This window comes from Neisseria shayeganii 871, assembly GCF_000226875.1.
In the GTDB taxonomy this organism is placed as follows: Bacteria; Pseudomonadota; Gammaproteobacteria; order Burkholderiales; family Neisseriaceae; genus Eikenella; species Eikenella shayeganii.
In genome coordinates this window covers 1,637,493-1,659,443 of the sequence record NZ_JH164926.1, presented here as the reverse complement: position 1 = coordinate 1,659,443, position 21,951 = coordinate 1,637,493, and the positions used below count along the sequence as shown (strand labels likewise).

Below are 21,951 nucleotides of genomic sequence, written 5' to 3'. Positions count from 1 at the left end.
ATGGAGCAAGCGACTTACGGACGTATTCTGCCGGCTGGCAATTGGTTTCTGCGAGCGATGGTTGGCAAGGGGGATATCGGCGGCATGAAATATCAAATGCTGATCACGATCAATAGCGAGCCGATTATCGAAAGCGAGGCCACGGGGAAGCGGTTTTTGCTGGACTGGGAAGACATTGTGCGGCTGGCACAGGCGGCCGGGATTGACGAGCAAGAAGAAAGCGGGGTGGAAGATGGAAAGGCGTAACGATTGGGGCTACCCGGTATCGGCTCCCCGGATACCGGAAGAATGGGTGCGGGCCGTGTGTATCCGGCTGCTGCTGGTAACGCTGATGGCTTTGGGGCTGGCCATGATTCCGGCGGCCGACAAATCGCCGCAGCCGCGGCAGGGTGTGGCGGTACCGGCGACAGAGACGGCCGACCCGTATGCAGAAATGAGTGATGCCGAGCGCATGGCTGGCGTGGTTTTGGAACCGGAAGGAGAGTAACGATGCTGTCCACATTTGGTGCAACCCAAGAACAGGCCGACCGCTTTATCAGCCTGTACAAACAGGCCCCGCTGCGGGCCGCCGCGGAAGAAGCGGGCCTGAACATCATCCAGGCCACCATGATTGCCCGCCATGCAGGCTGCCTGCGCATCACCGAAGCGGCCATCATCAACAGCACGTCGGGCGAAATAGGCCGCATGGGAGAGCGGATTTTTCAAAAACACCTGCCCGAAGCGGTAAACACCAACTTGTCCATCCGCCACAACAACCCCTGCTTCGACTTTATCCTGAACGGCGCAAAAATCGATATCAAGACGTCCACAGGCAGCAAAGGCAGCCGTGGCACGGAAGACAAATACCGCATGAAATGCAGCAATAAATTCGAGACCGATATTTTCGTGGTCATCGTCAAAGAGGACGATAACGCCGCTTTAAACGATGAGGACGCCTACCGCCACTGCTTCATCATTCCCAGCCTGTTTTTGGTGAACCACGAAAAAATCGAAATAAACAAAGCCGTATTGCGCGGCGCAAAAATGGCATGGTCGGAATACCTGTTCCCCATCGAAGCGCTGCGCGAAAACCTGTTGATGCTCACCGCCAACCCCCAACTGTTGGCCATTCCGCCCGAGCTGCGCGAAGCAGCCAAACTTAACCGCGATTTGAAAAAGGAGACCCGTCATGCAAAGCGCAACCGAAAAACTGCGAGATAACCTGTTCGACGTACTGGACGGCCTGCGCAACGGCAAGGTATCGCCCGATGCTGCCCACGCTGCCAGCAAAATCAGCGAAAACATCATCAAAACCGTGGTAGTGGAGATTCAGGCCGCCGAATTATTGGGCGCGGACAACATCAGCAGCCTCAACGGCCAAAGCCAAGACGACATCCGCGCACTCCGCGGCGGTGTCGTACACAGGCTGAAGGATAAGCAATGACACCCATACAGATGCTGAAAATCATCCGAAAGGCCGCGCGCTTGGCAGGTTCGCAAATGCTGATAGAGCGTAAAAAATTGTATTTGGAAATGGCAGCTGCCTTGGAAACGCTTATACGGGAAAGAGACGAAATGAAAGCCAAATGCCTTAACTGCGGCGCATCCGGCAGTATCGAACTGTTTATCGCCCACGAAGACGCCCGCGCGCTGGTGGCGGCGGTGGTGGCGATGTCGGACGAACTGACGGCAGCCGCCCTGCGCTATGTGGGTCTGTTCCGCCCGGCCAAGAAAGACTTGGCTTGGGACCGTGCCGCCAAACTGCTGGGCGAGTTGGTGCCGATGATTCAGTCGGGGGAGATCACCCGCAACCGCCAAACCTACCCCGCCCCGCGCGAGGCTTGGATTTGGGCGTTTCAGCGCGCGCTTGAGGCGCGTTCGGCGGGCAAGCTGCAAACCCCGCTCACTACCCACGGCTGGTTGTTGGAAAACATCACCTTTTGGACGCCTGAAAAGACGGCCGGCACCCTGCCGGCGGTAGTAGACGGACAAACAGTTTCAGCTAGCCCGCAGCCTCAGCCAGCGGCCCCCAGCACCACCTTGCAGGGCGCGGCGGCCGGGGAGAAATACCGGCGATGATGACGCCCAAAGTCAACAACACGCTGATAGACGGCCTGCAGCGCACCTTGGCCATGCGGCTGCCCGGCCACCCGCCAGCCGATGCGGCGGACGGGATGTTCCAGGCTTGGATTGCGGCGTTTGACGCTGCCCCGATTGCTTGGGACGACACGCGGGATGTGCCGAGACTGGAGCGGGCGTTTGCGGTGTTTTGGGGGCAGGCCGACAAATGGCCGACGCCCAAGATGTTGATGGATTGCCTGCCACCGGTGCCGCCCCCGCCGGCGCTGGAATACCGGCGCACATGGACGCCCGAAGAAATCGCCCGCAACAAGCAGCGGCTGGCCGGAATGCTCAACGAGCTGGGCGAAAAAATGGGCAAGAGACAACAATTTTTGATGGAAGGAAGAGACGATGACACAAGCAGTTGATATGAGCCGATACCGGCAGGATGCCAAGGGAAATCTGGTGCCGCTGGAAAACATCCGCGAAATTGACCTCGTGCGCGACGAATTGGTGATGGGCATTGTGGCCAAAGCCAAAACGCTGCGGCAGGAAATGGCCGACTTCAAAACCCATTCGATGGGCGACATCGGCGCATTTGTGGAACTGTCCGGCGAGCGCTTCGGCGCGAAGCTGGGCGGCAAGAAGGGCAATGTTACCCTGCACAGCTTCGACGGCCGCTACCGCGTACAGCTGGCGATGCAGGACAGCCTGATGTTCGACGAAGGTTTATTGGCGGCCAAAGCCTTAATCGACGAGTGCATTAACGAATGGACGGAAGGCAGCCGCACCGAGCTGAAAACGCTGGTCAACGCCGCTTTCCAAGTGGACAAAGAAGGCAACATCAGCACTACCCGCGTGTTGGGGCTGCGCCGCCTGCAAATCGATGACGCCAAATGGCGGCGGGCGATGGAGGCGCTCTCCGACAGCCTGCAGGTGCATACCAGTAAAGCCTACATCCGGGTGCATGAGCGCGATGATTTGGGCGAATACAAAATGATGAATTTGGACATTGCAAAGGTGTAGCCATGTGGTTTAAGCAATTAACGGTGTTCCTGCTACCCGAACCACCTGATGCGGACGATGTGCGCTTGAGTTTGGGCGAGCTGGCCTTTGTCCCCTGCATGGGCATGGATTGGTTCAGCGACGGCTTTGCCGCACCGCAGTCTTTCTCGCCGGCTCTGGCCTATATCGCCGATAAAACCGTGGGCATTGCCCTGAAGCGTGAAGAGAAGGTGCTGCCTGCCGGCGTGATCCAAAACGTGCTGGCCGAACGAGTGCAAAAAATCGAAGCCGAAGAAGGGCGCGCAGTTGGCCGCCGGGAAAAGCAGGAGATGAAGGAGCAGATTACCGACGAACTGCTGCCCCGCGCCCTGACCCGCAGCAGCCATACCCGGGCGGTGTTTGCCGGCGGCAAGCTGCTGGTCGATACCGCCAGCACAGCCAAAGCCGAGTATCTGTTGTCCCATCTGCGCGAGGTTTTAGGGCCGATGGCCGCGCGGCTGCCGGCAACCAAACGGTCGCTCGGTTGCCTGATGACCGAATGGCTGTTGCGTGGCGAAGCAGCAGGCAACTTTGAACTGGACAGCGATGCCCTGCTGCGTGGTGCGGGTGATGTCGCACCGGAAGTCAAAGTGCGCCGCCAAGACCTGACTGCCGACGAAGTGGTGCAGCACGTGAAAAGCGGTAAGACCGTTGCCGAACTGGGCTTGGTGTGGAAAGAGAAAGTGGCATTTGTGTTGACTGCAGGTTTCACGCTGAAGCGCATCCAGTATTTGGACGTGTTGCAGCAGGAAGCTGACGGACAGAGCTGCAATGCCGAGAGCTTGGCCTTTGCCAGTCAAATCCTGATGTCGGCGGCTTTGACCGAGTTGATTGACGAATTGGCCGGCCATTTGGACGGATGGGCGGAGTAAGGTATGGCAAAGGTAACGCTCACCCTGACCGACGGCCCGGGCGGTGTGCTGGTCGATCTGCAATCGGACGAGCCGTTGCCGGAAGACAATACCGGCGGCGGTACCGTGGCACAAAACCTCGCCCTGATTGCCTTGCACATCGTGCAGCGGGAATTTAAAGACATCACGGGCAAAGAATTGGTGCCGATTAGCGTGCATTAACCAACGGGCGGCGGTCCCGCCCAAACAACATTAGGAGCTAAATCATGAATAAATCCGAATTAATCGAAATCATCGCCGCCGAGGCCGACATCAGCAAGGCTGCGGCAGGCAAGGCTTTGGATGCTTTAACCAACGCCATTACCTACACGCTGAAGCAAGGCGATGCCGTTACTTTGGTGGGCTTCGGCACATTCAGCGTGACCAAGCGTGCCGAACGTCAGGGCCGCAATCCGGCCACCGGCGAGGCCGTGACGATTCCGGCCGGCAAATCGCCCAAGTTCAAGGCCGGCAAGGCGCTGAAAGACGCCGTGAAGTGATGTTCCATCGATGCCGCTGCCCGTCGGCGGCATCAGTGGAAAATTACAGGAAACGACAAAATGAGAGAAACTGCCGCCCAAAAGAAGGCCCGTCTGATTAAGCTCATCCACGTGGCCAAGGGTCAGCTGATGATGGCCGACAACGACTACCGCACCCTGTTGGCCAATGCCTCACGCGGCAAAACCAGCAGCAAGGCGCTGACGGTAGCCGAACTGGAAACGGTATTGCGCCACATGAAGGCGCTGGGCTTTGTGGTTACCGGCAAGGCCAAACCGCCGGCGGGACGGAAGGATTTGCCGGTGCGCGATGCGGCGGCGGGGGTAGACGGCCAAATCAAAAAAATCCGTGCCCTGTGGTTGGAACTGCACCGGCTGGGCGAAGTGCGGAACCCTACGGAGGAGGCGCTGGCGAAATTTTGTAGGCGCATGACGGGCGTGGATTATCACGGCTGGCTGGGCACGGATAAGGCGTCGGATGTGATCGAGCATCTGAAGAAGTGGAAACAACGGGTGGAAAGGAGCGGATATGGCAAATGAACGGGTGGCCGAATTGTTGGCCGATTTGGTCGGCAAGGTGGCAGACGAGTTGAAACAGAAAGGGATTGCCCCGGAGACGGCCGAAGAGATTGGCAACAGCGTGGCCAAGCGTATCGCCCGCGAGTGGGGCGGCTGCAATCTGTATATTCCCCGCGGGCTGCTGTGGGGCATTGATGAGCGGGACTTGGAGATTTTTGAAAAGTTCGACGGCAGCAACCATTTCGAATTGGCGAAAGAATACGGCTTGTCGGTGCAGTGGATATACCAGCTGGTGAACCGGGTGCGCGCGGCCAAAATCCGGGAAAATCAGGGCGACTTGTTTGCCGTAGAGGAAGGTTGAAATGAAATAGCGGTCAGGTTTTGTCCTGACCGCTATTTCCTTGCGATTCTCGGCGCGGTCGGGGGTATGCCTACCTGCGGCGGCAAATGCGCTTAAAAACGCTTCTGTGCGGTTTTGGATTTCCGGCTGAAATTCTTAAAGCCCTTTAAAAGATTTCTGGCCGCCCAAGCGGCAAGATAGCCCCATCACTTCGATGGGGCTTTTCTTATGTCCAAATTCCAAATTTTTAAGGCGGGCACCCGCACCGACCATAACGGCAATACGGTGACCATCACCGAAGCCGATGTGGCGCAGGCCGCCGCGGCCTACGACCCCGAACGCAATCAGGCACCGATTGTGATCGGCCACCCGGCCGACAACGCCCCGGCCTACGGCTGGGTGGCCGGATTGTCTGCCGACGGCGGTGTGCTCTCGGCCGACTTTGCCCAAGTGGACGACGGCTTGAAGGAGCTGGTGCGCGCCGGGCGCTACAAGAAAGTATCGGCCAGTTTCTATCCGCCGGCACACCCGGCCAATCCCAAACCCGGCGTTTGGTATCTGCGCCATTTGGGCTTTTTGGGTGCGGCCGCACCGGCGGTGAAGGGTTTGCAGCCCATCAATTTCTGCGCCGATACCGCCGGCATTGTCGAGTTCAGCGAGGTGTTCCAGCCCGAAGCCGAGGCAGTGGGTTTGCTGCGCCGCCTGCTGCGCTTGTTCGGCGTGCGCGACTTTGCCGAAGCGGACGAAACAGACAGGCTACCTGAAACCACCCCGCCCAATCCCCCTCAACCCGAAGACAAGGAGTCACCCATGACCATCACCCCCGAACAACTGGCCGCCGAAAAGGCCGCCCGCGAACAGGCCGAAGCCGCTGCAGCACAGGCCAAGGCTGAGCTGAAAAAGCTGCAGGACGAGCAGGAGCAAGCCTTGCGTGACGCGGCGCACGAGGCCAATGCCGATTTTGCCGAATCTCTGGTGCAGTCCGGCCACCTGAAACCCGCCGATAAAGATTTGGTGGTGCAGGTGCTGGACTTTGCCGAATACCCCGAGCACACCACCGCCGATTTCGGCGAGGGCGAAGCCAAGAAGCCCTTGGCCACGGCATTGCGTGATTTTTTCAAGGCGGTGCTGCCGCAGCAGTTCCCCGGCGGTGAAGTGGCCAAGCAGAGCGGCAAACCCGCCGGTGCGGTGAGTTTCACCGAAGGCATGACCCATCACCAACGCGCGGTTGCCCTGATGCAGGCGGAAGGCATCGACTACGCCACCGCTGCCCGCCGTACCGCCCAAGCTTAACCCCCTCTGAAAAGGAAAAACCATGAGCAAGCACTTATCAGACCTGCGCGAACGCGACGAGGTGCTGACCAATCTGGCCATCGGCCACAAACAGGGTGCCTTTATCGGCGAACGCATCGCTCCGGTGGTGTATGTCGAAAAAGAAGGCATCAAGGTGCCCAAATACGGCAAGGGCGCGTTTGTCGAATACGACACCGAGCGAGCCGTGGGTGCCGACAGCAATGTGATCACGCTGGACCGCGGCGGCTATATGCCGGTGGTGCTGGAAGAGCACGACTTGGCCGCCGGTGTGGACTACCGCGAGCAGCACGAATCACGCTTTGACGAACAAGCCAAGGCCGCCCGCCGCGTGACCGCCGGTGTGCAGCTGAAGCAGGAAATCGAAATCGCCAAGCTGATCCAAACCCGCGACAGTTACGCCTCCGGCCACCACAAAGACCTGGCCTCGGCCACCCAATGGAGCACCGGCACATCCGACCCGCAGGAAGATATTGCCAATGCCAAGGAAACCGTGCGCGCGGCCTGCGGCGTGAAGCCGAATGTGTTGGTGGTGGGCGCGTCTGTACTGCACCAACTGTCTTTGCACGACGGTCTGCGCGGTCTGCTGGCCAGTGGCGAGCGCAAAGCCATCCTCGGCATCGACATTCTCAAAAGCCTGCTCGATGTGGACGACATCATTGTCGGCGAGGCAGTGGCCAGCGCCGACGGCAAGAAGCCGACCCAAGACGTGTGGGGCAAGTTTGCCGCGCTGATTGTGCGCCCGACCATTGCCACCGACGGCAACGACGAGAACGTGCCGGCCTTCGCCTACACTTTCCGCCGCCGCGGTATGCCGGTGGTGGACCGCTACGACGGCGTGGGCGGCAAGGTGGAATTCGTGCGCTACACCGATATCCGCAAAGCTGCGGTGATCGGCGGTGCCTGCGGCTTCCTATTTGAAAACGCGATTGCTTGATTGACAACAGGCTACCTGAAGCACACTCCGGTCGGGCTGTGCCGCGGATAAGGTTTCAGGCAGCCTCGGGAGAATACCGTGACTGAAAAAATCCAACCTCTGACCAAAGCCGATTTAGAAGCCGCTGTTGCCGATGTGGAATACCAGCGTTTCGGCGAGACCTGCACGGTTTGCGCCTTGGTGCTGAAAAGCGGCTTTGTCGTGATCGGCAAATCGGCCTGTCTGCTGCCCTCAATGTTTGACGAAGAGGTCGGCCGGAAGATGGCTTACGAAGATGCCGTCAATCAAATGTGGGCGCTGGAAGGCTATCGCGCCAAAACCAACCAATATGCCGACCTGATGTTGGCGGGTGGCTGATTAAGGAGACGATGATGTCCAAACCGACAAAAAAAGTAGTGCTGGTGGATACCGTAAAGGCAACCGGCAAAGTGGTGGCCAACCGTTTTGTCGCCCATACGGGCAAGCAGGCGGTGGCCGATGAAAAGGTGTACGGCGTCGCACCGTATGACGTGGAAACAGGCGATGCGATGGCGGTGGAAATCGTCGGCATTGCGCTGGTGGAAGCCGGCGGCCAAGTGGCAGTGGGTGACGATGTGTCGGCCGACGCTCAAGGCTGTGCAGTGAAAACCGGCAGCGGCAAGGTGGCCGGCACCGCCCGTTCTGCGGCGGCAGGTGCCGGTGAGTTAATCCAAGTGTTTTTGAAAGGCTAAACCATGTCCCAAAAAGTCTATATCGCCAACACTCCCTTGATTTTGGAAAACGCCGAGGGCGTGGAATACCGCGTCGAGCGCGGCGAAGCGGTGGAACTGACGCCGGAGCAGTATCAGCTGGTGGCCGCCCATGTTACCGAAGGCAGCATCAGCGCCGCAGACTTGGCCACCGCCGAAGAGGCGGCTCTGCCTGCCGACACACCGCCTGCTGAAGCGGATACGCCACCGACGGAAGACAAGCCCAAGCGCGGCGGCCGGAAGGCGGAGTAAGCCATGTACATCAGCCGCGACGATCTGAGCGCCGCCGTCAGCCTGAGCGAGCTGACTCAGCTCACCAATGATGAGATGGCCGACTACCGCACCGCCGCGCCGGATTGGGCGGTGGTCGACCGCGCCATTGCCTACGCTTGCGAGCTGGCCGACGGCTACCTGATGGGCCGCTACACGCTGCCGCTGTCGCCTGTGCCGACCATGTTGCGGCTATGGTGTACCGACTTGGCCCGCTACTGGTTACACAAGCGCCGTTTTAACGGCGGCGAGTTGCCCAAGGAATTGCAGCTGGCTTACGACGATGCCATGAAGCTTTTAAAAGAAGTGCAGGCCGGCAAGCTGCATCTGGGCTTGCGCGGCATCGCCGACGCCACCGAACAGGTACAGCCCGAACCGGGTGCCTACCATGTGCGCGCCCCGAACAAACAAGACTGGAACGGCTACTGATGGCGGCGACCTTACCGATATTGCAAGACGTGGTGGAGCGCGTGGCGGCGCAGATGCCGGACATTGAGGCGCGGCTGTTCCCCGACCGGCCGGACGGTTACCGCTTTGCCCATCCGAAAGGCGCGGTGCTGGTGGGTTATCAGGGCAGCCAGTTCGCCAAGCCGCACGATGTGCAGGCCGTGGTGCAGCAGCGCACGCTCAACCTGTATCTGACGGTGTTTGCCCGCGGCGTACACAACGACGCCGGCGCACTGGATTTGCTCGACCGCCTACGCCTGGCGCTGACCGGCCACAAGCCGGTGCACTGCAATCCCATACACCTTGTCTCCGAGGCGTTTTTAAGCGAGGCGGGCGGGGTGTGGCAGTACGAGCTGCGCTTGGCCACCGAAACCCAGCAGGTGCAGCAATGCCCGCCGGACACCCGCCCCAAGGTGAGCGACATTTACCTCAAACCCCAACCTTAGAAGGAAACCATTATGGCAGCAGCCTATCATCACGGCACGGAGACCATCCGCATCGACGGCGGCTCCTCCCCGGTCTACACCGTAGACGGCGCGATTACCGCCATCATCGGCACCGCCCCGGTCGGCCCGGTCAACGAGCTGGTTATGTGCCAAACCAAAAAAGACTTTGCCGCTTTCGGCGGCGAGCTGACCGGCAAGGGCTTTACCCTGCCCGATGCGGCGCACATTTGGACGCGCTACGGCAGCGGCATTGCCTACCTGATCAATGTGTGCGACCCGGCCAAACACAAGTCCGTCGTCAGCGGCGAAGTGCTGACCGTGGATGCCGATACCCTGAGCGCCCGCACCGCCAAGCCGGCCATCCAAGCGGGCACCTACACGGTCAAAGATTCAGGTAGCCCCCTGACCGAGGGCAGCCAATACCGCATCGACACCCTGAGCGGCGAGGTGGTGTTTGCCGCCAAGCCCACCCAACCCACCATCGACTACACCCACACCGATCCAAGCAAGGTGCAGGAAGCCGACATCATCGGCGCGTATGTGGCCAGCACAGGCAAGCGCACCGGTATGGAACTGTTGACCGAGGGTTTCAACCGCTTCGGCGCGGATGCCAAGATTCTGATTGTGCCGGAGTACGACAAAACCGCCACCTGTGCGGCGGCGATGATCACGTTGGCCGACAAGTTGCACGCCATTGCCTATGTGGATGCCCCCGCCGGTACCACCCTGAGCCAGGCGCTCGAAGGCCGCGGCCCGCAGGGCACCATCAACTTCCAAACCGGTTCCGACCGTGTGCAGCTGTTCTTCCCGCACGTGCGCGGCATCCTCGGTTTGGAGAGCCTGGCCACCCATGCGGCTGGGCTGCGCATGAAGATGGATGTGGAGAAGGGTTATTGGTTCTCTATTTCCAACCATGAACTGAAGGGTGTAGTGGGCTTGGAAATCCCGCTCACCGCCCGCGGCGACGACCCGCAGTCGGAAACCAACCGCCTCAACGAGCGCGGCGTGACCACCGTATTCAACAGCTACGGCAGCGGCTTTAGATTGTGGGGTAACCGCTTGGCCTGCTTCCCGGCCGAATCCCACATCAAAAACTTCGAGGTTGCGCAGAGGACAGGGGATGTGATTGATGAGAGCCTGCGCCGCTTCGCCCTGCAATATGTCGATCGTCCGATTGACGATGCCCTGCTCGACAGCCTGATTGCGGGTTACGACACCTATTTTGGCACGCTCAAATCGATTGTCGGCCATTCGGTGGGCTTGGATTACGACTACGACTTGGTGGATGCGTTTTCTAAGGGGCAAATCCCCATTGTGTACGACTACACCCCCAAACTTCCGGGCGAGCGCATCACCAATAAGTCTGTGATGACCCGCAAGTATTTGGTTAATCTGGTCAACCGTCAGGCTACCTGAAGGAGTGAAACATGAGTGTTGAATTGAATGTGATTTACAACGCCAATCTGTATCTGAACGGCAATACCCAGATCGGCCGCGCCAACGAGGTAAAGCTGCCGGAAATCGAAATCCTGCAGGACGAACACGCCGGTTTGGGCTTGGCGTTTGACATTAACCTGCCCAAGGGCTTTAAGGTGGGCGAAGGCGAAATCAGTTGGAACAGCCTGTATGCCGATGCGTTCAACGGGGTGTATCTGCCCTTTAAGGCGCAGCAGCTGATGGTGCGCGGCAATCTGCAAACCCACAATGGTGAAGGCTTGGTCAAAGAAGAGCCGGTGGTGGTGGTGCTGACGGTCAAGTTCAGCAAGGTGCCCTTGGGCGGCTACAAACCCAAAGAGCGCGCAGAATGGCCGAGCACCTTTACCTGCACGGCCGGCAGCGTCAAAGCCGGCGGCCGCGAGCTACTGTACTTCGATGCTTTCGCCAATAAATACCGCGTCAACGGTCAAGACCAGCTGGCGCAGATGCGGCGAAATATCGGGCAATAGCAATTTATTAAAGCCCTTTAAAAGCCTTTCAGACGGGCAAAAACTAAACTCACCATCTCATACAGATGGTGGGTTTTTTTATTTGGCCGTCCCGCCCGGCGATTTTATAAAGGAATGAAGAAATGGCACAAAACGAAGCGCAAAAACTGCAAGAGAACTTGGGTGTGAACAAGGTGATCGAATTGTTTTGTCCGGTGGTGTTGGCCGACGGCACCCGTTTGGAGAGCGTCACCATGCGCCGTGCCAAGGTGGGGGACCTGCGTGCCGTCTCGCACTTTGAAGGCGAGGCCGCTCAAGAAATCGCCATGTTGGCGCGCCTGTGCCGCTTGGTGCCGGAAGATTTGGAAGATTTGGATTTGTGCGATTACAGACAGCTGCAAGAGTTTTTTCGCACCTGCACCGAGCCGCCCGTTGCCGCCGGCCGATAAAGCCGAGTTTCAGCGCCAGTTGCTGGCGGCCTGTGCCGATGTGGCATGGTGGTTTGGTTGGACGCCGCAGGCGATTGACGATTTGGATGTGGCGGACTTTGCTGCCTTCCAAAAAGAAGCAGCCCGCCAAATCAAGGCGGGCTACCGGAAAGGATTTTGATTCAGTGGGCTGCGGCGTTGTCTTGTTTCAGACGCTGCTGCCAGTAAGCCAAGTTCTCTGCGCTGCGTTGTGCATCATAAGGTTTGCGGTAATCGCTCACCGCTTGGGCGTGCCGTTCCGCTTGCTGTTGGCGGCGTTGTTTTTCAGCTGCTTTGAAGCGCACTCCCTTCCATGCCGATGCGCCTGCCCACAGGGTTAAGCCCATTGAGCCGATAACAAAAGTTGCAAGATAAACGGCTGCCATGAACAAAACGAACAGAACGGCCAATACTTCCATGACACACCTCCTTTTTACTATCTGACGAAATCATAAAATATGTCTGCCGAGTTATCAATAGTCGTCAAAGTCGGTGCCGCAATGGGTGGCACCATTGCCGCACTCCGCTCCTTGGGCGGTGGTGTTGATAGTGTCCGGCGCAGCACGGCAATCTTGCGGCGCGAGCAGCAGCGTTTGAATCGTGAGATGCAACACTTCAAGGGCAATTCTGCCGGGTTGGCGCAATTAAACCGGCAATATGATGCCCTGGGCCGCAGTATGCGGGCTTTGCATAGCAATGCACGAGGGCAGACTTTTATTCAAGATCAGCTGCAACTGAACAGCCAAGGCCGCGACAGAATGCGAGCGGAGGCCGCAGGACTGTTGGGGGCGGCCGTAACGGTGCTTACACCGGTAAAACTGGCGATGGACTTTGAGTCGTCAATGGCCGATGTACGTAAGGTAGTGGATTTCGATACCCCGCAGCAGTTCAAAGAAATGCAGCAGGATATTCTGAATCTGACCCACCGCATCCCGATGGCCGGCAGGGAGTTGGCAGCTATCGCGGCCAGTGGTGGCCAATTGGGCATTGCCCGTCAGGATATCGCCGGTTTTACCGAAACCGTGGCCAAGATGAGTGTGGCTTTCGATATGTCGGCCGAACAGGCCGGCGACAGTATGGCCAAGCTGGCCAACGTCTATCAGATTCCGATTGCCCAAATCGACCGTTTGGGCGATGCCATCAATCATCTATCCAATTCCAGTCCGGCCAAGGCATCTGACATCGTCAACACGCTCGGCCGTGTGGGCGGTGTGGCCAAACAGTTCGGTTTGACCGAGCTTCAGGCCGCCTCACTCTCCAATACCTTTATCAGCTTGGGTAAAGCCCCGGAAGTAGCCGGTACAGCCATCAACGGCATGCTGACCAAGCTGATGACGGCCGACAAACAAGGTAAAGATTTCCAAAATGCGCTGAAAGGCATGGGGTTGAGCGCAGAGCAGCTGAAGCGCGACATTGCCCGCAACGGCGAAGGTGCTCTGGTGGACTTCCTGAAACGGGTCAATTCCCTGCCCAAAGAAATGCAAATGGGCACCTTGGTGGATTTGTTCGGCTTGCAGTATGCCGACGATATTGCCGTACTCACCGGCAGCGTGGAGACATACGAACGCTCCATCCGCCAGCTGAAAGAAACAGCTGCCAACGGTGAAATGGCCTTCTTGGGCAGCATGGACAAAGAGTTTCAAAGCCGAATGTCCACTACGGCCGCCCAATGGCAGACCTTTAAAAACCAGATTATGCATTTGGGCATTGCCATCGGCTCGGTATTGCTTCCCGCTGTGAACGAGGCGCTAAACAGTATCAAACCGATGGTAGATGGTTTTATCCGATTTTCCGAAACACACCCCGGACTGATCAGGAACATTTTTCTCGGCATCGCCGCCTTTGCCGCTTTCAAGGCCGGTTCCTTGGGTGTGCGTTTCGGCCTGAATATTTTCAGCACCGCCCTATTGGGCTTGGGCGGCAATATTTTGAGTGTGCGCGGCAATTGGTTGCGCCTGCAGGCGGCATTCGGCCTGTTAAAAATAGGCGGTGTCGGCAGAGCCACGTCTGCATTACAAATTCTCGGACTCTCTACCCGGCAGGCTCGGCAAGGTGTGGTGTGGTTCGGCCGGCTGATGCGCGGCTTGACCAACGGTATCGGCCGCATCAGTGTTTTGGGTTCCCGTTTTCTGATTGTGGCTTCACGGGTACGTGGGCTGGGCACGGCAGCAAACTGGCTGTTGGGTATTTGGCGGACACTCAGCATGGCGGCTTTGACCAATCCGCTAGGTTTGGCAATTGCCGGTATCGCGGTGGCCGCTGTGCTGATCTACAAATATTGGGGGCCGATTAAGTCGTTTTTCATCGGTTTGTGGGACGGTTTTAAAGACGGCGTCGCGCCCATGATGCCAGTATTGGAGATGATTGCTTTCGGCTGGCAGCAGATTTGGGAAGTGGTTTCCGGGTTTTTCTCAGACTTCATGGGCAGCAGCTCGGAGGCATCGGACTCTGCTCAAGGCTTCGGTTATATCGTCGGCCATGTTCTGGGCAATATTTTAAGCATCGGTTTCACGATAGTTGATGGCTGGCGCATGATTTTTGATTTGTTGTTCAGTACGGTCGATAGCGTATGGACAGAAATCAAAACCGCCTTTAACGGCGGCCTGACCGGCATCCTCGGCCTGATCCTCAACTGGTCGCCCATCGGAGCATTTCATTCAGCCTTTGCGGCCGTGCTGTCTTGGTTCGGTATTGAGCTGCCGGCCAAGTTTACCGAGTTTGGCAGCAACATCATCAGCGGCCTGTGGAATGGTTTGAAGGCCAGGTTTGAAGAAGTCAAAGCATGGTTTTCAGGGGTGGCCGGCTGGTTTGCCGCCAAGTTTCAAAACAGCAACGAAATCAAATCACCCAGCCGTCTGTTCAAACGCTTCGGCGGCTGGATGATGGAAGGCTTGCAAATCGGTTTGGGCAACGGCTCCGCCCGTCCCTTGGCCGCCATCGGCGCGGTGGCCTCCGATTTGCAACAACGTTTCAAAAACCGCAGCGGCACCCTCACCCTGTCGGCCGAGCTGGCCGCTTCCATGCAGGCCCATTCCGCCGAGTTCGCGGCCGCACGGCAGGCACCGGCAGGCGGCGGGGTAACCATCCACTTTAACCCGACCATCCACGCCCCCGGCGGCGATGTGCAGCAAATCCAAGCTGCCCTGCAGATGGGGCTGCGCGAATTTGAGGATTTGTTCAACCGCCTGATGGATGAGCGGGCACGGAGGGCCTATTGATGTATGCCATGCTCGGCGATGTCCGCTTTGAATTTCTCAACAGCTTCAGTGATTTTGAAGAGAATCACGCAGCCTTGTTTGCCAAGCACGAGGTATTGGCCGGCCGCCCGCGCCTGCAGGCGATGGGCAACGAGCTGACCGGCATCCGCTTTTCGCTGCGCCTGCATTGGCAGCTGGGCGATGTGGATGCCGCCTACAAAGGGCTGATTGGGGCCAAGGAAGCGCAGCAGGCGGTGTCGCTGGTATTCGGCAGCGGCCGCTTTATGGGGTGGTTTGTGATTGAGTCGGTGTCGGCGCGCACCCTGATACAGGACGGCCAAGGCCGCACGGCGGCGCGGGAATTGGATGTGGAGCTGACCGAGTTTGTCGGCGACCCCAACAACCCTTTGCCTACACCCGGCGTAGCCACAGGCGGCAAAAACCCGCTGTTGGCCATGCTGCCCGAGAGCGTGCAGGGCACGGCTTCGCAGATTGCCGATGCCGTCGAAACCGGCGTGCGCATCTACCGCACCGTCGAGCGCGAAATCGGCCAAATCCAAGACCTGATCACCCATGCCCAGGACCTGCGCAACGACCCGTTGGCTTTGTTCGGTGTGCTGGGCGATGCCGCCGGCATCGGCGGGGCGGCACTGGGCAAGCTGAACAGGCTACCTGAAATGGGAAAATGGTTCGGAGATCTCTCGGGCGCAGCGGAAATGCTGGGCTACGGCTCTCAGGCGGCGCGGGAGTTGTCCGGGGGCATGGCCGCCATCCGCGGCGGCATGGAGAGCGGCAGCGTGGGTGGCTGGCTGGATGCCGGTGCCGAAGCGGTGGCCGCCGCCACCGACAGCTTGGCCAACGGCTCGCGCGGCGTGCAAAGCCTGACCGCTTGGCTCGCCACCAGAAAGGACGGGCAATGAAACCCTCTTTATTGCAATACACCACCGCCGAGGGCGACCGCTGGGATTTGATTGCCCACCGTTACTACGGCAATGCCCTGCTGATTGGCGACCTGATTGAAGCCAATCCGCATCTGCCGGTGGCCGAGCAGTTTCCGGCCGGCCTCACGGTGTGGGTGCCGGTATTGACGGCCAAGCCCGACAATCAGGCGGATATGCCGCCGTGGATGAGGTAAAACGAAGATGAGCAAATCCAATCTGCCTGCCGGTTTGGCCGGACTGCTTACCCCTTCAGGTAGCCTGAACAGCCACCCGGTCACGCTGCCGGACGTGGTGCTCAAGTACGAACAAAAAGACATCACCGCCGACATCAAACCCTATCTGATGTCGGTCAGCTATACCGATTATTTGGGCGACCAGTCGGACGAGCTGCAAATCGAAGTAGAAGATGTGGACGGCCGCTGGCTGCGTACCTGGTATCCCGACCAAGGCGACAGCCTGAGCCTCGAAATCGGCGACCAATTTACCGGCATGGTTAAAATGGGTAGCTTTGAATTGGCGGAAATCGAATACCAGCACCCGCCCTCGGTGGTGCGGCTGAAGGCATTGGCCACCGGCATCACCCGCAGCAACCGAACGCTCAAGCCCAAGGTTTACCGCGACATCACCTTGGCCAAGATTGTGCGCCAAGTGGCGCAGCGCCTGAAGCTGTCGGTGACCGGCACCGTGGCCGACATCAAGATCGACCACGTTACCCAGTACCAGGAGCGCGATGTGGAGTTTTTGGCGCGGCTGGCCAGAGAGTACGGCCATACGTTTAAGATTGTGGACAGGACATTGGTTTTTCACAGCAACGTCGAATTGGCCAAGCAGGAGCCGGTCACCGAACTCTTGCCCGCCGACATCAAAACCCTGCGCCTGCGCGACCTGATTAAGGGTGTCCCGGAAGAAGCGGTGGTCACCGGCTACGATGCCCGCCGCAAACAGGTGCGCCGGCAGCGCCGCCGCAACACGCCGCTGCGCCCGGGCAGCAAACGTACCGCCACCACCGACACCCTCAAGATTGTGGCCAACCGCGGCGAGAGCGACCAGCAGTTGGCCGCCCGCGCCGATGCGGCACTCAATGATGCCAAACAAAGCCAAGTTGCCGGCAGCATCACGTTGGTGGGCCATGCCAAGCTGGTGGCCGGTCAGGTGGTGCAGCTGCGCGGTTTTGGCAAGTTGTCGGGTAAGTATCTGGTCAAACAGAGCCGCCACGACATCCGCCGCATGGCAGGCTATGTGACGACTTTGGAAGTACGTATGGTGGAGTACGTGCCGGACGAAGTGCCGGCCGCCGTCGCTGAAACCGAAAAACAGGAGGCGGGCCATGCAGCAGGCCTATGATTTCGGCGCAACCCTGCAATACGGCACCGTGGCCGAGGTGGATGCCGCCGCCCATGCGGTGCGCGTCACCCTGCCGGCCTTGGAAGGGATGCAGACCGACTGGCTGCCGGTGGTGTCTTTGGCCGCCGGCGGCAACCGCTTCTATGCCTTGCCCGACCCGGGCGAATTGGCCGTCTGCCTGCTGGATGCACGGGGCGAAGGCGGGGTGTGTTTGGGTGTCATCTACAACGCGGCCGACCCCGCGCCGGCGGCCGACCGCAATATCTGGATGAAGCAGTTTGCCAACGGCACGGTGATCAGCCACGACCGCAGCAGCGGACTGGTTACGGTGGACACGCCGGGCGAGGTGCTGATTAAGTCCGGCGCGAAAGTCACCATAGACTGCGCCGAGACCGAAACCACCGGTAATCTGACCGTGGGCGGCGGCCTGACCTATATGCAGGGCATGACCGGCTACGGCGGCGGCCGAGGCGGCGACACCGCCACCATCCACGGCACGCTGCGCACCACGGACGGTGATGTGGTGGCCGACGGCATCAGCGTCAAAGACCACGACCACCAGACCGAGGTCGGCCCGCCGAAATAGCGTTTTTAAAACGTTTTACAAGACCGCGGACAAACCGAGCGCCACAATCCCCTGTACCGATACAGGGGATTTTTTAAAGCCCTTTAAAAGACCTGTTCAGACCCTGTACGTATCATGCCGCACAGGGTCTTTTTTAACGGGCGTTACAAGCCGCCCGACAGTCGTATACCGATAATCACACCATGACCATGACACCCCGATCCCGCCACTGGCAACTCGCCCCCGAGGGCGAGGGCATCGTACAGGATGCCGCCGACATTGAGCAGTGCATCCTCAATATCCTTGCCACCCGCAAGGGCACGGACGTATGCCGTCCGGAGTTCGGTTCCGCCCATCACGACTACATCGACACGCCCGAGGATGTGCTGGTGCCGAATATGGTGCGCGAGGTGATGCTGGCCATCAAAACATGGGAGCCGCGGGCGGTGCTCGAGCACATCGGCTTCAGTGGCCACGCCCCGCACCTCTTTATGAGCCTGCATTGGCGGGTGGCCGATGCGGTGGCGGGTGAGATCTACCAAACCGATTTGGCCGTTAAGGCTACCTGAAAGGCTGTCTGAAATGGATTTGAGCAAGTTGAAGCGCGAAGACGTAAAGGTGGTGGCGGACGAGCTGGCCGAGGTGCTGGCGGAAACCATTGCCGACTACGAGCAGCGCAGCGGCAAGGTGCTGCAGCCCGCCCATATCGAGCGGCTGATCATCAACACTTTCGCGTATCGGGAAACCCTGCTGCGGAAGCAGGTCAATGAAGCCTACCGCCAGCAGCACCCGCGCTTTGCCACCGGCCTGATGCTGGATTTGTGCGGCGACGACGTCAACACCCCGCGCCTGCAGGCACAGGCGGCACGCACCACGCTGCGTTTCAGCGCCGACAAACTCGAAGGCGCAACCCAAATCCATATCCCCAAAGGCACGCAGGTATCGGCCGGACAGGTGGCGTTTGCGGTAACTGAAGACGGCTACCTGAACGCCAATAAGCGCAGCATGGAACTGACTGCGGTTTGCACCACCGTCGGCACCGCCGGCAACGGCTGGTCGGTCGGCCAAATCAACAGCCTCGACCCCTTGCACCCAAGCATTGAGGTCAAAGCGGCCAATACCACCGTACCCGCCGGCGGGGTGGATGTGGAGAGCGACGACGCTTACCGCGAGCGCATTTTGCTCGCACCTGAGTCGTTTTCGGTGGCCGGGCCGGTGGGGGCCTATGCCTATTTTGCCCGCCAGGTGTCGCCCGCCATTGTGGATGTGCACGTGGCCAACAGCACCGACCATCAGGGCCGCCCGGTAGGCGGAACGGTGGCGGTGACTCTGTTGACCAAAGACGGCGCGCCATCCGGCGAGCTGCGCGAGGCGGTGGCGGCCTACCTCAACCATGAGCGACGCCGCCCCTTGTGCGACACCGTGGCGGTGCGCGAACCCTCGGTCGTCAACTATCGCTTGACCGCCGTGCTGACCCTGTACACCGGTGCCCATCAGGCCGAGGTATTGGCCGCGGCCAAAGCCGCCTGGGCGGCGTATGAAGCCGGCCGCCGCCACAAGCTGGGCGGCGACATCGTGCCCTTGGCCGTGCAGGCCGCCCTCAAAGTGCCGGGGGTGTACAACGTGGAAACCCCCGGGCTGGCGCTGACCGTGGTCAAACCCGACCAATGGGCGCACTGTGAATCCGTCAGCATCACGGTAGCCGGGGAGACCGCAGATGGCTGATTTGAATTACGCCGACATTATTGAGCGCGACCAACGCGCCCGTGCACTGGCCGATTTGGGTGTGCGCTACCGCAGTTTGGACTTGGCCAAACTGATGCCGAGGCTAGTGGATTTGGTGTCGGCCGACCATCTCGAACTGCTGGCCGAAAGCCGCAGCATCTTGGGCGTAGACGGCTATTGGCTGGCCGAAAGCGACGACGCCAAGCGCAAACTGATTAAGGGGGCATACGAGCTGCACCGCCACAAAGGCACGCCGTGGGCGATACGCGAGATTGTGCGGCGGCTGGGATTTGGCGAGGTGCAAATCCTCGAAGGCATGGGCGGGAAAAAATATAACGGCAGCATTGTGCATAACGGGCTGTATGCCTACGGCCACCCCGACCGCTGGGCGCACTACCGCATCATCATGTCCGCGCCGCTGACCAATGACCAAGCGGCTTTGCTGCGCCATACGCTGGCCGCTTTTGCCCCAGCGCGTTGCGTCTTGGCCGCGCTCGACTACACCGCGGCCAGCCTCCGCTACAACGGCCAAGCCAGCTACGACGGCCGCTTTAACCACGGCACGGCCTAAACCGAAAAGAAAGGACAAACATGGCAAATCTGCGAGAACAGAGCCTTTGGGAAGAAGGCGTCTATCAGATTGAAACCTCCGACCCGGTGATGGGCGGCGAAAACGGTGTCAGCAACCGCCCCTTACGGCAACTGGCCAACCGGACGCAGTGGCTGAAAACCGAAGCCGCCCGTCTCGAACGGCTGATCGGCACCAACCTCAGCACCGTCAATCAAGGCTTGTCCGGCAAAGTGGACAAAACCACCCAGGTCACCGCCGGTGCCGGCCTGACCGGCGGCGGTGCCTTGGGCGGCAATATCCAAATCCAAATGGGCACGCCCGGCAAGCTCAACGGCACCACCACCAACTGGGCCGGCAGCAACACCCATACCCATGAAATCGACAAAGCCACGCCCACCATGGCCGGTGTGGTCAAGCTCATCGACAACCTCACCGCCGGCGGCACTGATGCCGCCCTCACCGCCGAACAGGGTAAGGTTATTAAGGAGATGTTGGATACCAAGCTTGAGGCCGACCAGCTGCAAGCAGCGACGCTGGATGCTGCCGGCATCGCGCAGCTATCCTCCGCCACCGACAGCGCGGACGAGGACAAGGCGGCGACGCCAAAAGCCGTCAAAGCCGCCTTTGACCGCGCCGTCGAGGCCGAGGGCAAGGGCATCCCCTTAGGCGCAGTGCTGGCGTTTCCGGCTGCCATCACCAACCCGCCGGGCTACCTGAAAGCCGACGGCAGCACGTTTGATCAGGCCACCTACCCCGATCTCTACGCTGCGCTGGGCGGCAACAGGCTGCCCGATCTGCGCCACGACAGCATCGGCATGATGGCGTGGTGCCCCACCGACACCCCACCCGACGGCTGGCTGCCATGCGACGGCCGAACCATCAGTCAATCCGACTATCCCGAGCTGTATGCTTATCTGGGCAGCCGATACGGCGTGGCAGGCAAACTGCCCGAAGCCCAAGACCGCTACGTTCGCAACGCCGGCAACGGGTTGACGGTTGGGCAGTTGCAGGATGACGAGATTAAGCGGCACGTGCATCAGATCGTCGGATTGGACGTGGTCGGCAGTGATGCCATGCCCGATCGGATGCCACATGTTTTTGAGTCCGGTGCCGATATCGACAGCAGCTTGATCGGTGTTAATGCCGTCTATGATAGCCATTCGGCAGACAACGGCTGGTTGCTGCCCAAATTAACCAGCAACTACGCCACCGGCGGTGACGAGACCCGACCCAAAACCATTGTGTTTAGGTTGTGTATCAAGGCCCGGTCAGGCCGTGGCGATGTGTCCTACTGGGTGCGCGCCTACGGTGTCGTAGCCAACCCCGGCAGCCTTGACGCCTCTGCGCTGGCCGCCGGCCTGCAAAATAAATCCGATAAGGGCCACATCCATACGGCGTCAGACATCACCGATTTTTCTCAGGCCATACAAGCCGCGGTCGGCGGGATGTTTGCCGGTCAACTGGCCGAGACGGGCTACCTGAAGCTGCCGGGCGGGCTGATCATCCAGTGGGGCAAAACCCCTTCGGTTTTCGATTGGGGCGAGGCGCAAATCCATTTCCCTGTCGCGTTTCCATCCGGGGTACTCAACATTCAGCTAACGGAAAAAGAAATGAACACCATCAACGCGGCCGCCAATCATCTGGCAGCGCTTAATGTAACAAATCAAGGTTTTAAATTCAAAATGAACTCAATGCAGTCAGTGTATACATCCGCCTATTGGCTGGCTATTGGCCATTAAGGAGCAAT

At 59.4% G+C, this 21,951-nt stretch carries 34 protein-coding genes; 32 read left to right on the top strand and 2 right to left on the bottom strand.

What is annotated here, in order from left to right; translation table 11 throughout:
* From HMPREF9371_RS07640 to HMPREF9371_RS07530, 23 genes are all read left to right on the top strand, one after another.
* Positions 1–246 carry a hypothetical protein gene (locus HMPREF9371_RS07640; protein WP_009119456.1) on the top strand — a complete coding sequence of 82 codons (246 nt, stop codon included), beginning with the start codon at positions 1–3 and terminating at the stop codon, positions 244–246.
* On the top strand, positions 233–487 hold the full coding sequence (locus HMPREF9371_RS07635) for a hypothetical protein (protein WP_009119455.1): 255 nt from the start codon (positions 233–235) through the stop codon (positions 485–487). Before HMPREF9371_RS07640 ends, HMPREF9371_RS07635 begins: the two co-directional genes overlap by 14 nt.
* 2 nt (positions 488–489) lie before the next feature.
* Positions 490–1,200 (top strand): hypothetical protein, encoded by a 711-nt coding sequence (locus HMPREF9371_RS07630; RefSeq protein WP_009119454.1) that lies wholly within the window; start codon positions 490–492, stop codon positions 1,198–1,200.
* Positions 1,169–1,423: a hypothetical protein gene (locus HMPREF9371_RS07625; RefSeq protein ID WP_009119453.1), complete on the top strand. Its 255-nt coding sequence runs from the start codon at positions 1,169–1,171 to the stop codon at positions 1,421–1,423. Before HMPREF9371_RS07630 ends, HMPREF9371_RS07625 begins: the two co-directional genes overlap by 32 nt.
* A 131-nt stretch (positions 1,424–1,554) precedes the next feature.
* Positions 1,555–2,058 carry a hypothetical protein gene (locus HMPREF9371_RS07620; protein ID WP_040660969.1) on the top strand — a complete coding sequence of 168 codons (504 nt, stop codon included), beginning with the start codon at positions 1,555–1,557 and terminating at the stop codon, positions 2,056–2,058.
* On the top strand, positions 2,055–2,468 hold the full coding sequence (locus tag HMPREF9371_RS07615; protein ID WP_009119451.1) for a hypothetical protein: 414 nt from the start codon (positions 2,055–2,057) through the stop codon (positions 2,466–2,468). Before HMPREF9371_RS07620 ends, HMPREF9371_RS07615 begins: the two co-directional genes overlap by 4 nt.
* Entirely contained in the window at positions 2,452–3,066 is a 615-nt protein-coding gene (locus HMPREF9371_RS07610; RefSeq protein WP_009119450.1) for a DUF3164 family protein, read from the top strand. The genes HMPREF9371_RS07615 and HMPREF9371_RS07610 overlap by 17 nt, the downstream gene beginning before the upstream one ends.
* Before the next feature lie 2 nt (positions 3,067–3,068).
* Entirely contained in the window at positions 3,069–3,956 is an 888-nt protein-coding gene (locus tag HMPREF9371_RS07605) for a recombination-associated protein RdgC (RefSeq protein WP_009119449.1), read from the top strand.
* A 3-nt stretch (positions 3,957–3,959) separates the two neighbouring features.
* Positions 3,960–4,157, top strand: coding sequence for a hypothetical protein (locus HMPREF9371_RS07600; RefSeq protein ID WP_009119448.1), 198 nt, complete (start codon positions 3,960–3,962; stop codon positions 4,155–4,157).
* 44 nt (positions 4,158–4,201) lie between these two features.
* Positions 4,202–4,474: an HU family DNA-binding protein gene (locus tag HMPREF9371_RS07595; RefSeq protein WP_009119447.1), complete on the top strand. Its 273-nt coding sequence runs from the start codon at positions 4,202–4,204 to the stop codon at positions 4,472–4,474.
* A 60-nt stretch (positions 4,475–4,534) separates the two neighbouring features.
* Positions 4,535–5,011: a gp16 family protein gene (locus HMPREF9371_RS07590; protein WP_009119446.1), complete on the top strand. Its 477-nt coding sequence runs from the start codon at positions 4,535–4,537 to the stop codon at positions 5,009–5,011.
* The gene (locus tag HMPREF9371_RS07585; RefSeq protein WP_009119445.1) at positions 5,001–5,351 is read left to right on the top strand and encodes a Mor transcription activator family protein; all 351 of its coding nucleotides are present in this window, start codon (positions 5,001–5,003) and stop codon (positions 5,349–5,351) included. Before HMPREF9371_RS07590 ends, HMPREF9371_RS07585 begins: the two co-directional genes overlap by 11 nt.
* Positions 5,352–5,558: 207 nt before the next feature.
* Positions 5,559–6,623 carry a hypothetical protein gene (locus tag HMPREF9371_RS07580; protein ID WP_009119444.1) on the top strand — a complete coding sequence of 355 codons (1,065 nt, stop codon included), beginning with the start codon at positions 5,559–5,561 and terminating at the stop codon, positions 6,621–6,623.
* 22 nt (positions 6,624–6,645) lie between these two features.
* A complete protein-coding gene (locus HMPREF9371_RS07575; protein ID WP_009119443.1) occupies positions 6,646–7,578 on the top strand; it encodes a hypothetical protein in 933 nt (310 codons plus the stop codon).
* Positions 7,579–7,656: 78 nt separating this feature from the next.
* On the top strand, positions 7,657–7,935 hold the full coding sequence (locus HMPREF9371_RS07570) for a Gp49 family protein (RefSeq protein WP_009119442.1): 279 nt from the start codon (positions 7,657–7,659) through the stop codon (positions 7,933–7,935).
* An 11-nt stretch (positions 7,936–7,946) separates the two neighbouring features.
* Positions 7,947–8,288, top strand: a complete 342-nt coding sequence (locus HMPREF9371_RS07565; RefSeq protein ID WP_009119441.1) for a capsid cement protein — start codon at positions 7,947–7,949, stop codon at positions 8,286–8,288.
* A 3-nt stretch (positions 8,289–8,291) separates the two neighbouring features.
* Positions 8,292–8,558 (top strand): hypothetical protein, encoded by a 267-nt coding sequence (locus HMPREF9371_RS07560; protein WP_009119440.1) that lies wholly within the window; start codon positions 8,292–8,294, stop codon positions 8,556–8,558.
* A 3-nt stretch (positions 8,559–8,561) separates the two neighbouring features.
* Positions 8,562–9,005 (top strand): gp436 family protein, encoded by a 444-nt coding sequence (locus HMPREF9371_RS07555; RefSeq protein WP_009119439.1) that lies wholly within the window; start codon positions 8,562–8,564, stop codon positions 9,003–9,005.
* Positions 9,005–9,469 carry a Gp37 family protein gene (locus HMPREF9371_RS07550; protein ID WP_009119438.1) on the top strand — a complete coding sequence of 155 codons (465 nt, stop codon included), beginning with the start codon at positions 9,005–9,007 and terminating at the stop codon, positions 9,467–9,469. The genes HMPREF9371_RS07555 and HMPREF9371_RS07550 overlap by 1 nt, the downstream gene beginning before the upstream one ends.
* A 12-nt stretch (positions 9,470–9,481) precedes the next feature.
* The gene (locus tag HMPREF9371_RS07545) at positions 9,482–10,885 is read left to right on the top strand and encodes a phage tail sheath family protein (RefSeq protein WP_009119437.1); all 1,404 of its coding nucleotides are present in this window, start codon (positions 9,482–9,484) and stop codon (positions 10,883–10,885) included.
* Positions 10,886–10,896: 11 nt separating this feature from the next.
* Positions 10,897–11,415, top strand: a complete 519-nt coding sequence (locus tag HMPREF9371_RS07540) for a phage major tail tube protein (protein ID WP_009119436.1) — start codon at positions 10,897–10,899, stop codon at positions 11,413–11,415.
* 122 nt (positions 11,416–11,537) lie between these two features.
* The gene (locus HMPREF9371_RS07535) at positions 11,538–11,843 is read left to right on the top strand and encodes a phage tail assembly protein (RefSeq protein WP_009119435.1); all 306 of its coding nucleotides are present in this window, start codon (positions 11,538–11,540) and stop codon (positions 11,841–11,843) included.
* Complete coding sequence (locus HMPREF9371_RS07530) at positions 11,827–12,003, top strand: GpE family phage tail protein (protein WP_009119434.1); 177 nt, start codon at positions 11,827–11,829, stop codon at positions 12,001–12,003. The genes HMPREF9371_RS07535 and HMPREF9371_RS07530 overlap by 17 nt, the downstream gene beginning before the upstream one ends.
* A 1-nt stretch (position 12,004) precedes the next feature.
* Here the strand turns inward: HMPREF9371_RS07530 and HMPREF9371_RS07525 are convergent, their stop codons facing one another.
* Together HMPREF9371_RS07525 and HMPREF9371_RS12775 are read right to left on the bottom strand one after the other, a co-directional pair.
* Positions 12,005–12,280 (bottom strand): hypothetical protein, encoded by a 276-nt coding sequence (locus HMPREF9371_RS07525; RefSeq protein WP_009119433.1) that lies wholly within the window; start codon positions 12,278–12,280, stop codon positions 12,005–12,007.
* A gap of 54 nt (positions 12,281–12,334) precedes the next feature.
* A complete protein-coding gene (locus HMPREF9371_RS12775; RefSeq protein WP_198003621.1) occupies positions 12,335–12,475 on the bottom strand; it encodes a hypothetical protein in 141 nt (46 codons plus the stop codon).
* Between the two features lie 144 nt (positions 12,476–12,619).
* Here HMPREF9371_RS12775 and HMPREF9371_RS07520 point away from each other — a divergent pair, with 144 nt between their 5' ends.
* The 9 genes from HMPREF9371_RS07520 (at position 12,620) to HMPREF9371_RS11055 (ending at position 21,943) form a co-directional block, all read left to right on the top strand.
* The gene (locus HMPREF9371_RS07520; RefSeq protein WP_198003620.1) at positions 12,620–15,079 is read left to right on the top strand and encodes a phage tail tape measure protein; all 2,460 of its coding nucleotides are present in this window, start codon (positions 12,620–12,622) and stop codon (positions 15,077–15,079) included.
* Entirely contained in the window at positions 15,079–15,978 is a 900-nt protein-coding gene (locus HMPREF9371_RS07515; RefSeq protein WP_009119431.1) for a phage tail protein, read from the top strand. Before HMPREF9371_RS07520 ends, HMPREF9371_RS07515 begins: the two co-directional genes overlap by 1 nt.
* Positions 15,975–16,193, top strand: coding sequence for a tail protein X (locus HMPREF9371_RS07510; RefSeq protein WP_009119430.1), 219 nt, complete (start codon positions 15,975–15,977; stop codon positions 16,191–16,193). The genes HMPREF9371_RS07515 and HMPREF9371_RS07510 overlap by 4 nt, the downstream gene beginning before the upstream one ends.
* Positions 16,194–16,200: 7 nt before the next feature.
* Complete coding sequence (locus HMPREF9371_RS07505) at positions 16,201–17,343, top strand: phage late control D family protein (RefSeq protein WP_009119429.1); 1,143 nt, start codon at positions 16,201–16,203, stop codon at positions 17,341–17,343.
* Positions 17,327–17,929: a phage baseplate assembly protein V gene (locus tag HMPREF9371_RS07500; protein WP_009119428.1), complete on the top strand. Its 603-nt coding sequence runs from the start codon at positions 17,327–17,329 to the stop codon at positions 17,927–17,929. Before HMPREF9371_RS07505 ends, HMPREF9371_RS07500 begins: the two co-directional genes overlap by 17 nt.
* Positions 17,930–18,111: 182 nt before the next feature.
* Positions 18,112–18,477 carry a GPW/gp25 family protein gene (locus HMPREF9371_RS07495; protein WP_009119427.1) on the top strand — a complete coding sequence of 122 codons (366 nt, stop codon included), beginning with the start codon at positions 18,112–18,114 and terminating at the stop codon, positions 18,475–18,477.
* Between the two features lie 13 nt (positions 18,478–18,490).
* Positions 18,491–19,633 (top strand): baseplate assembly protein, encoded by a 1,143-nt coding sequence (locus HMPREF9371_RS07490; RefSeq protein ID WP_009119426.1) that lies wholly within the window; start codon positions 18,491–18,493, stop codon positions 19,631–19,633.
* Positions 19,626–20,204, top strand: coding sequence for a phage tail protein (locus HMPREF9371_RS07485; RefSeq protein ID WP_009119425.1), 579 nt, complete (start codon positions 19,626–19,628; stop codon positions 20,202–20,204). The genes HMPREF9371_RS07490 and HMPREF9371_RS07485 overlap by 8 nt, the downstream gene beginning before the upstream one ends.
* 20 nt (positions 20,205–20,224) lie before the next feature.
* Positions 20,225–21,943, top strand: a complete 1,719-nt coding sequence (locus tag HMPREF9371_RS11055; protein WP_009119424.1) for a phage tail protein — start codon at positions 20,225–20,227, stop codon at positions 21,941–21,943.
* The last annotated feature ends 8 nt before the right edge of the window (positions 21,944–21,951 follow it).

Excerpts from the sequence above, each read along its gene's own strand:
- HMPREF9371_RS07640 (WP_009119456.1), top strand. The coding sequence starts at position 1 with ATGGAGCAAGCGACTTACGGACGTATTCTGCCGGCTGGCAATTGGTTT.
- HMPREF9371_RS07635 (WP_009119455.1), top strand. The coding sequence starts at position 233 with ATGGAAAGGCGTAACGATTGGGGCTACCCGGTATCGGCTCCCCGGATA.
- HMPREF9371_RS07630 (WP_009119454.1), top strand. The coding sequence starts at position 490 with ATGCTGTCCACATTTGGTGCAACCCAAGAACAGGCCGACCGCTTTATC.
- HMPREF9371_RS07625 (WP_009119453.1), top strand. The coding sequence starts at position 1,169 with ATGCAAAGCGCAACCGAAAAACTGCGAGATAACCTGTTCGACGTACTG.
- HMPREF9371_RS07620 (WP_040660969.1), top strand. The coding sequence starts at position 1,555 with ATGAAAGCCAAATGCCTTAACTGCGGCGCATCCGGCAGTATCGAACTG.
- HMPREF9371_RS07615 (WP_009119451.1), top strand. The coding sequence starts at position 2,055 with ATGATGACGCCCAAAGTCAACAACACGCTGATAGACGGCCTGCAGCGC.
- HMPREF9371_RS07610 (WP_009119450.1), top strand. The coding sequence starts at position 2,452 with ATGACACAAGCAGTTGATATGAGCCGATACCGGCAGGATGCCAAGGGA.
- HMPREF9371_RS07605 (WP_009119449.1), top strand. The coding sequence starts at position 3,069 with ATGTGGTTTAAGCAATTAACGGTGTTCCTGCTACCCGAACCACCTGAT.
- HMPREF9371_RS07600 (WP_009119448.1), top strand. The coding sequence starts at position 3,960 with ATGGCAAAGGTAACGCTCACCCTGACCGACGGCCCGGGCGGTGTGCTG.
- HMPREF9371_RS07595 (WP_009119447.1), top strand. The coding sequence starts at position 4,202 with ATGAATAAATCCGAATTAATCGAAATCATCGCCGCCGAGGCCGACATC.
- HMPREF9371_RS07590 (WP_009119446.1), top strand. The coding sequence starts at position 4,535 with ATGAGAGAAACTGCCGCCCAAAAGAAGGCCCGTCTGATTAAGCTCATC.
- HMPREF9371_RS07585 (WP_009119445.1), top strand. The coding sequence starts at position 5,001 with ATGGCAAATGAACGGGTGGCCGAATTGTTGGCCGATTTGGTCGGCAAG.
- HMPREF9371_RS07580 (WP_009119444.1), top strand. The coding sequence starts at position 5,559 with ATGTCCAAATTCCAAATTTTTAAGGCGGGCACCCGCACCGACCATAAC.
- HMPREF9371_RS07575 (WP_009119443.1), top strand. The coding sequence starts at position 6,646 with ATGAGCAAGCACTTATCAGACCTGCGCGAACGCGACGAGGTGCTGACC.
- HMPREF9371_RS07565 (WP_009119441.1), top strand. The coding sequence starts at position 7,947 with ATGATGTCCAAACCGACAAAAAAAGTAGTGCTGGTGGATACCGTAAAG.
- HMPREF9371_RS07560 (WP_009119440.1), top strand. The coding sequence starts at position 8,292 with ATGTCCCAAAAAGTCTATATCGCCAACACTCCCTTGATTTTGGAAAAC.
- HMPREF9371_RS07555 (WP_009119439.1), top strand. The coding sequence starts at position 8,562 with ATGTACATCAGCCGCGACGATCTGAGCGCCGCCGTCAGCCTGAGCGAG.
- HMPREF9371_RS07550 (WP_009119438.1), top strand. The coding sequence starts at position 9,005 with ATGGCGGCGACCTTACCGATATTGCAAGACGTGGTGGAGCGCGTGGCG.
- HMPREF9371_RS07545 (WP_009119437.1), top strand. The coding sequence starts at position 9,482 with ATGGCAGCAGCCTATCATCACGGCACGGAGACCATCCGCATCGACGGC.
- HMPREF9371_RS07540 (WP_009119436.1), top strand. The coding sequence starts at position 10,897 with ATGAGTGTTGAATTGAATGTGATTTACAACGCCAATCTGTATCTGAAC.
- HMPREF9371_RS07535 (WP_009119435.1), top strand. The coding sequence starts at position 11,538 with ATGGCACAAAACGAAGCGCAAAAACTGCAAGAGAACTTGGGTGTGAAC.
- HMPREF9371_RS07525 (WP_009119433.1), bottom strand. The coding sequence starts at position 12,280 with ATGGAAGTATTGGCCGTTCTGTTCGTTTTGTTCATGGCAGCCGTTTAT.
- HMPREF9371_RS07520 (WP_198003620.1), top strand. The coding sequence starts at position 12,620 with ATGCGAGCGGAGGCCGCAGGACTGTTGGGGGCGGCCGTAACGGTGCTT.
- HMPREF9371_RS07515 (WP_009119431.1), top strand. The coding sequence starts at position 15,079 with ATGTATGCCATGCTCGGCGATGTCCGCTTTGAATTTCTCAACAGCTTC.
- HMPREF9371_RS07510 (WP_009119430.1), top strand. The coding sequence starts at position 15,975 with ATGAAACCCTCTTTATTGCAATACACCACCGCCGAGGGCGACCGCTGG.
- HMPREF9371_RS07505 (WP_009119429.1), top strand. The coding sequence starts at position 16,201 with ATGAGCAAATCCAATCTGCCTGCCGGTTTGGCCGGACTGCTTACCCCT.
- HMPREF9371_RS07500 (WP_009119428.1), top strand. The coding sequence starts at position 17,327 with ATGCAGCAGGCCTATGATTTCGGCGCAACCCTGCAATACGGCACCGTG.
- HMPREF9371_RS07495 (WP_009119427.1), top strand. The coding sequence starts at position 18,112 with ATGACCATGACACCCCGATCCCGCCACTGGCAACTCGCCCCCGAGGGC.
- HMPREF9371_RS07490 (WP_009119426.1), top strand. The coding sequence starts at position 18,491 with ATGGATTTGAGCAAGTTGAAGCGCGAAGACGTAAAGGTGGTGGCGGAC.
- HMPREF9371_RS07485 (WP_009119425.1), top strand. The coding sequence starts at position 19,626 with ATGGCTGATTTGAATTACGCCGACATTATTGAGCGCGACCAACGCGCC.
- HMPREF9371_RS11055 (WP_009119424.1), top strand. The coding sequence starts at position 20,225 with ATGGCAAATCTGCGAGAACAGAGCCTTTGGGAAGAAGGCGTCTATCAG.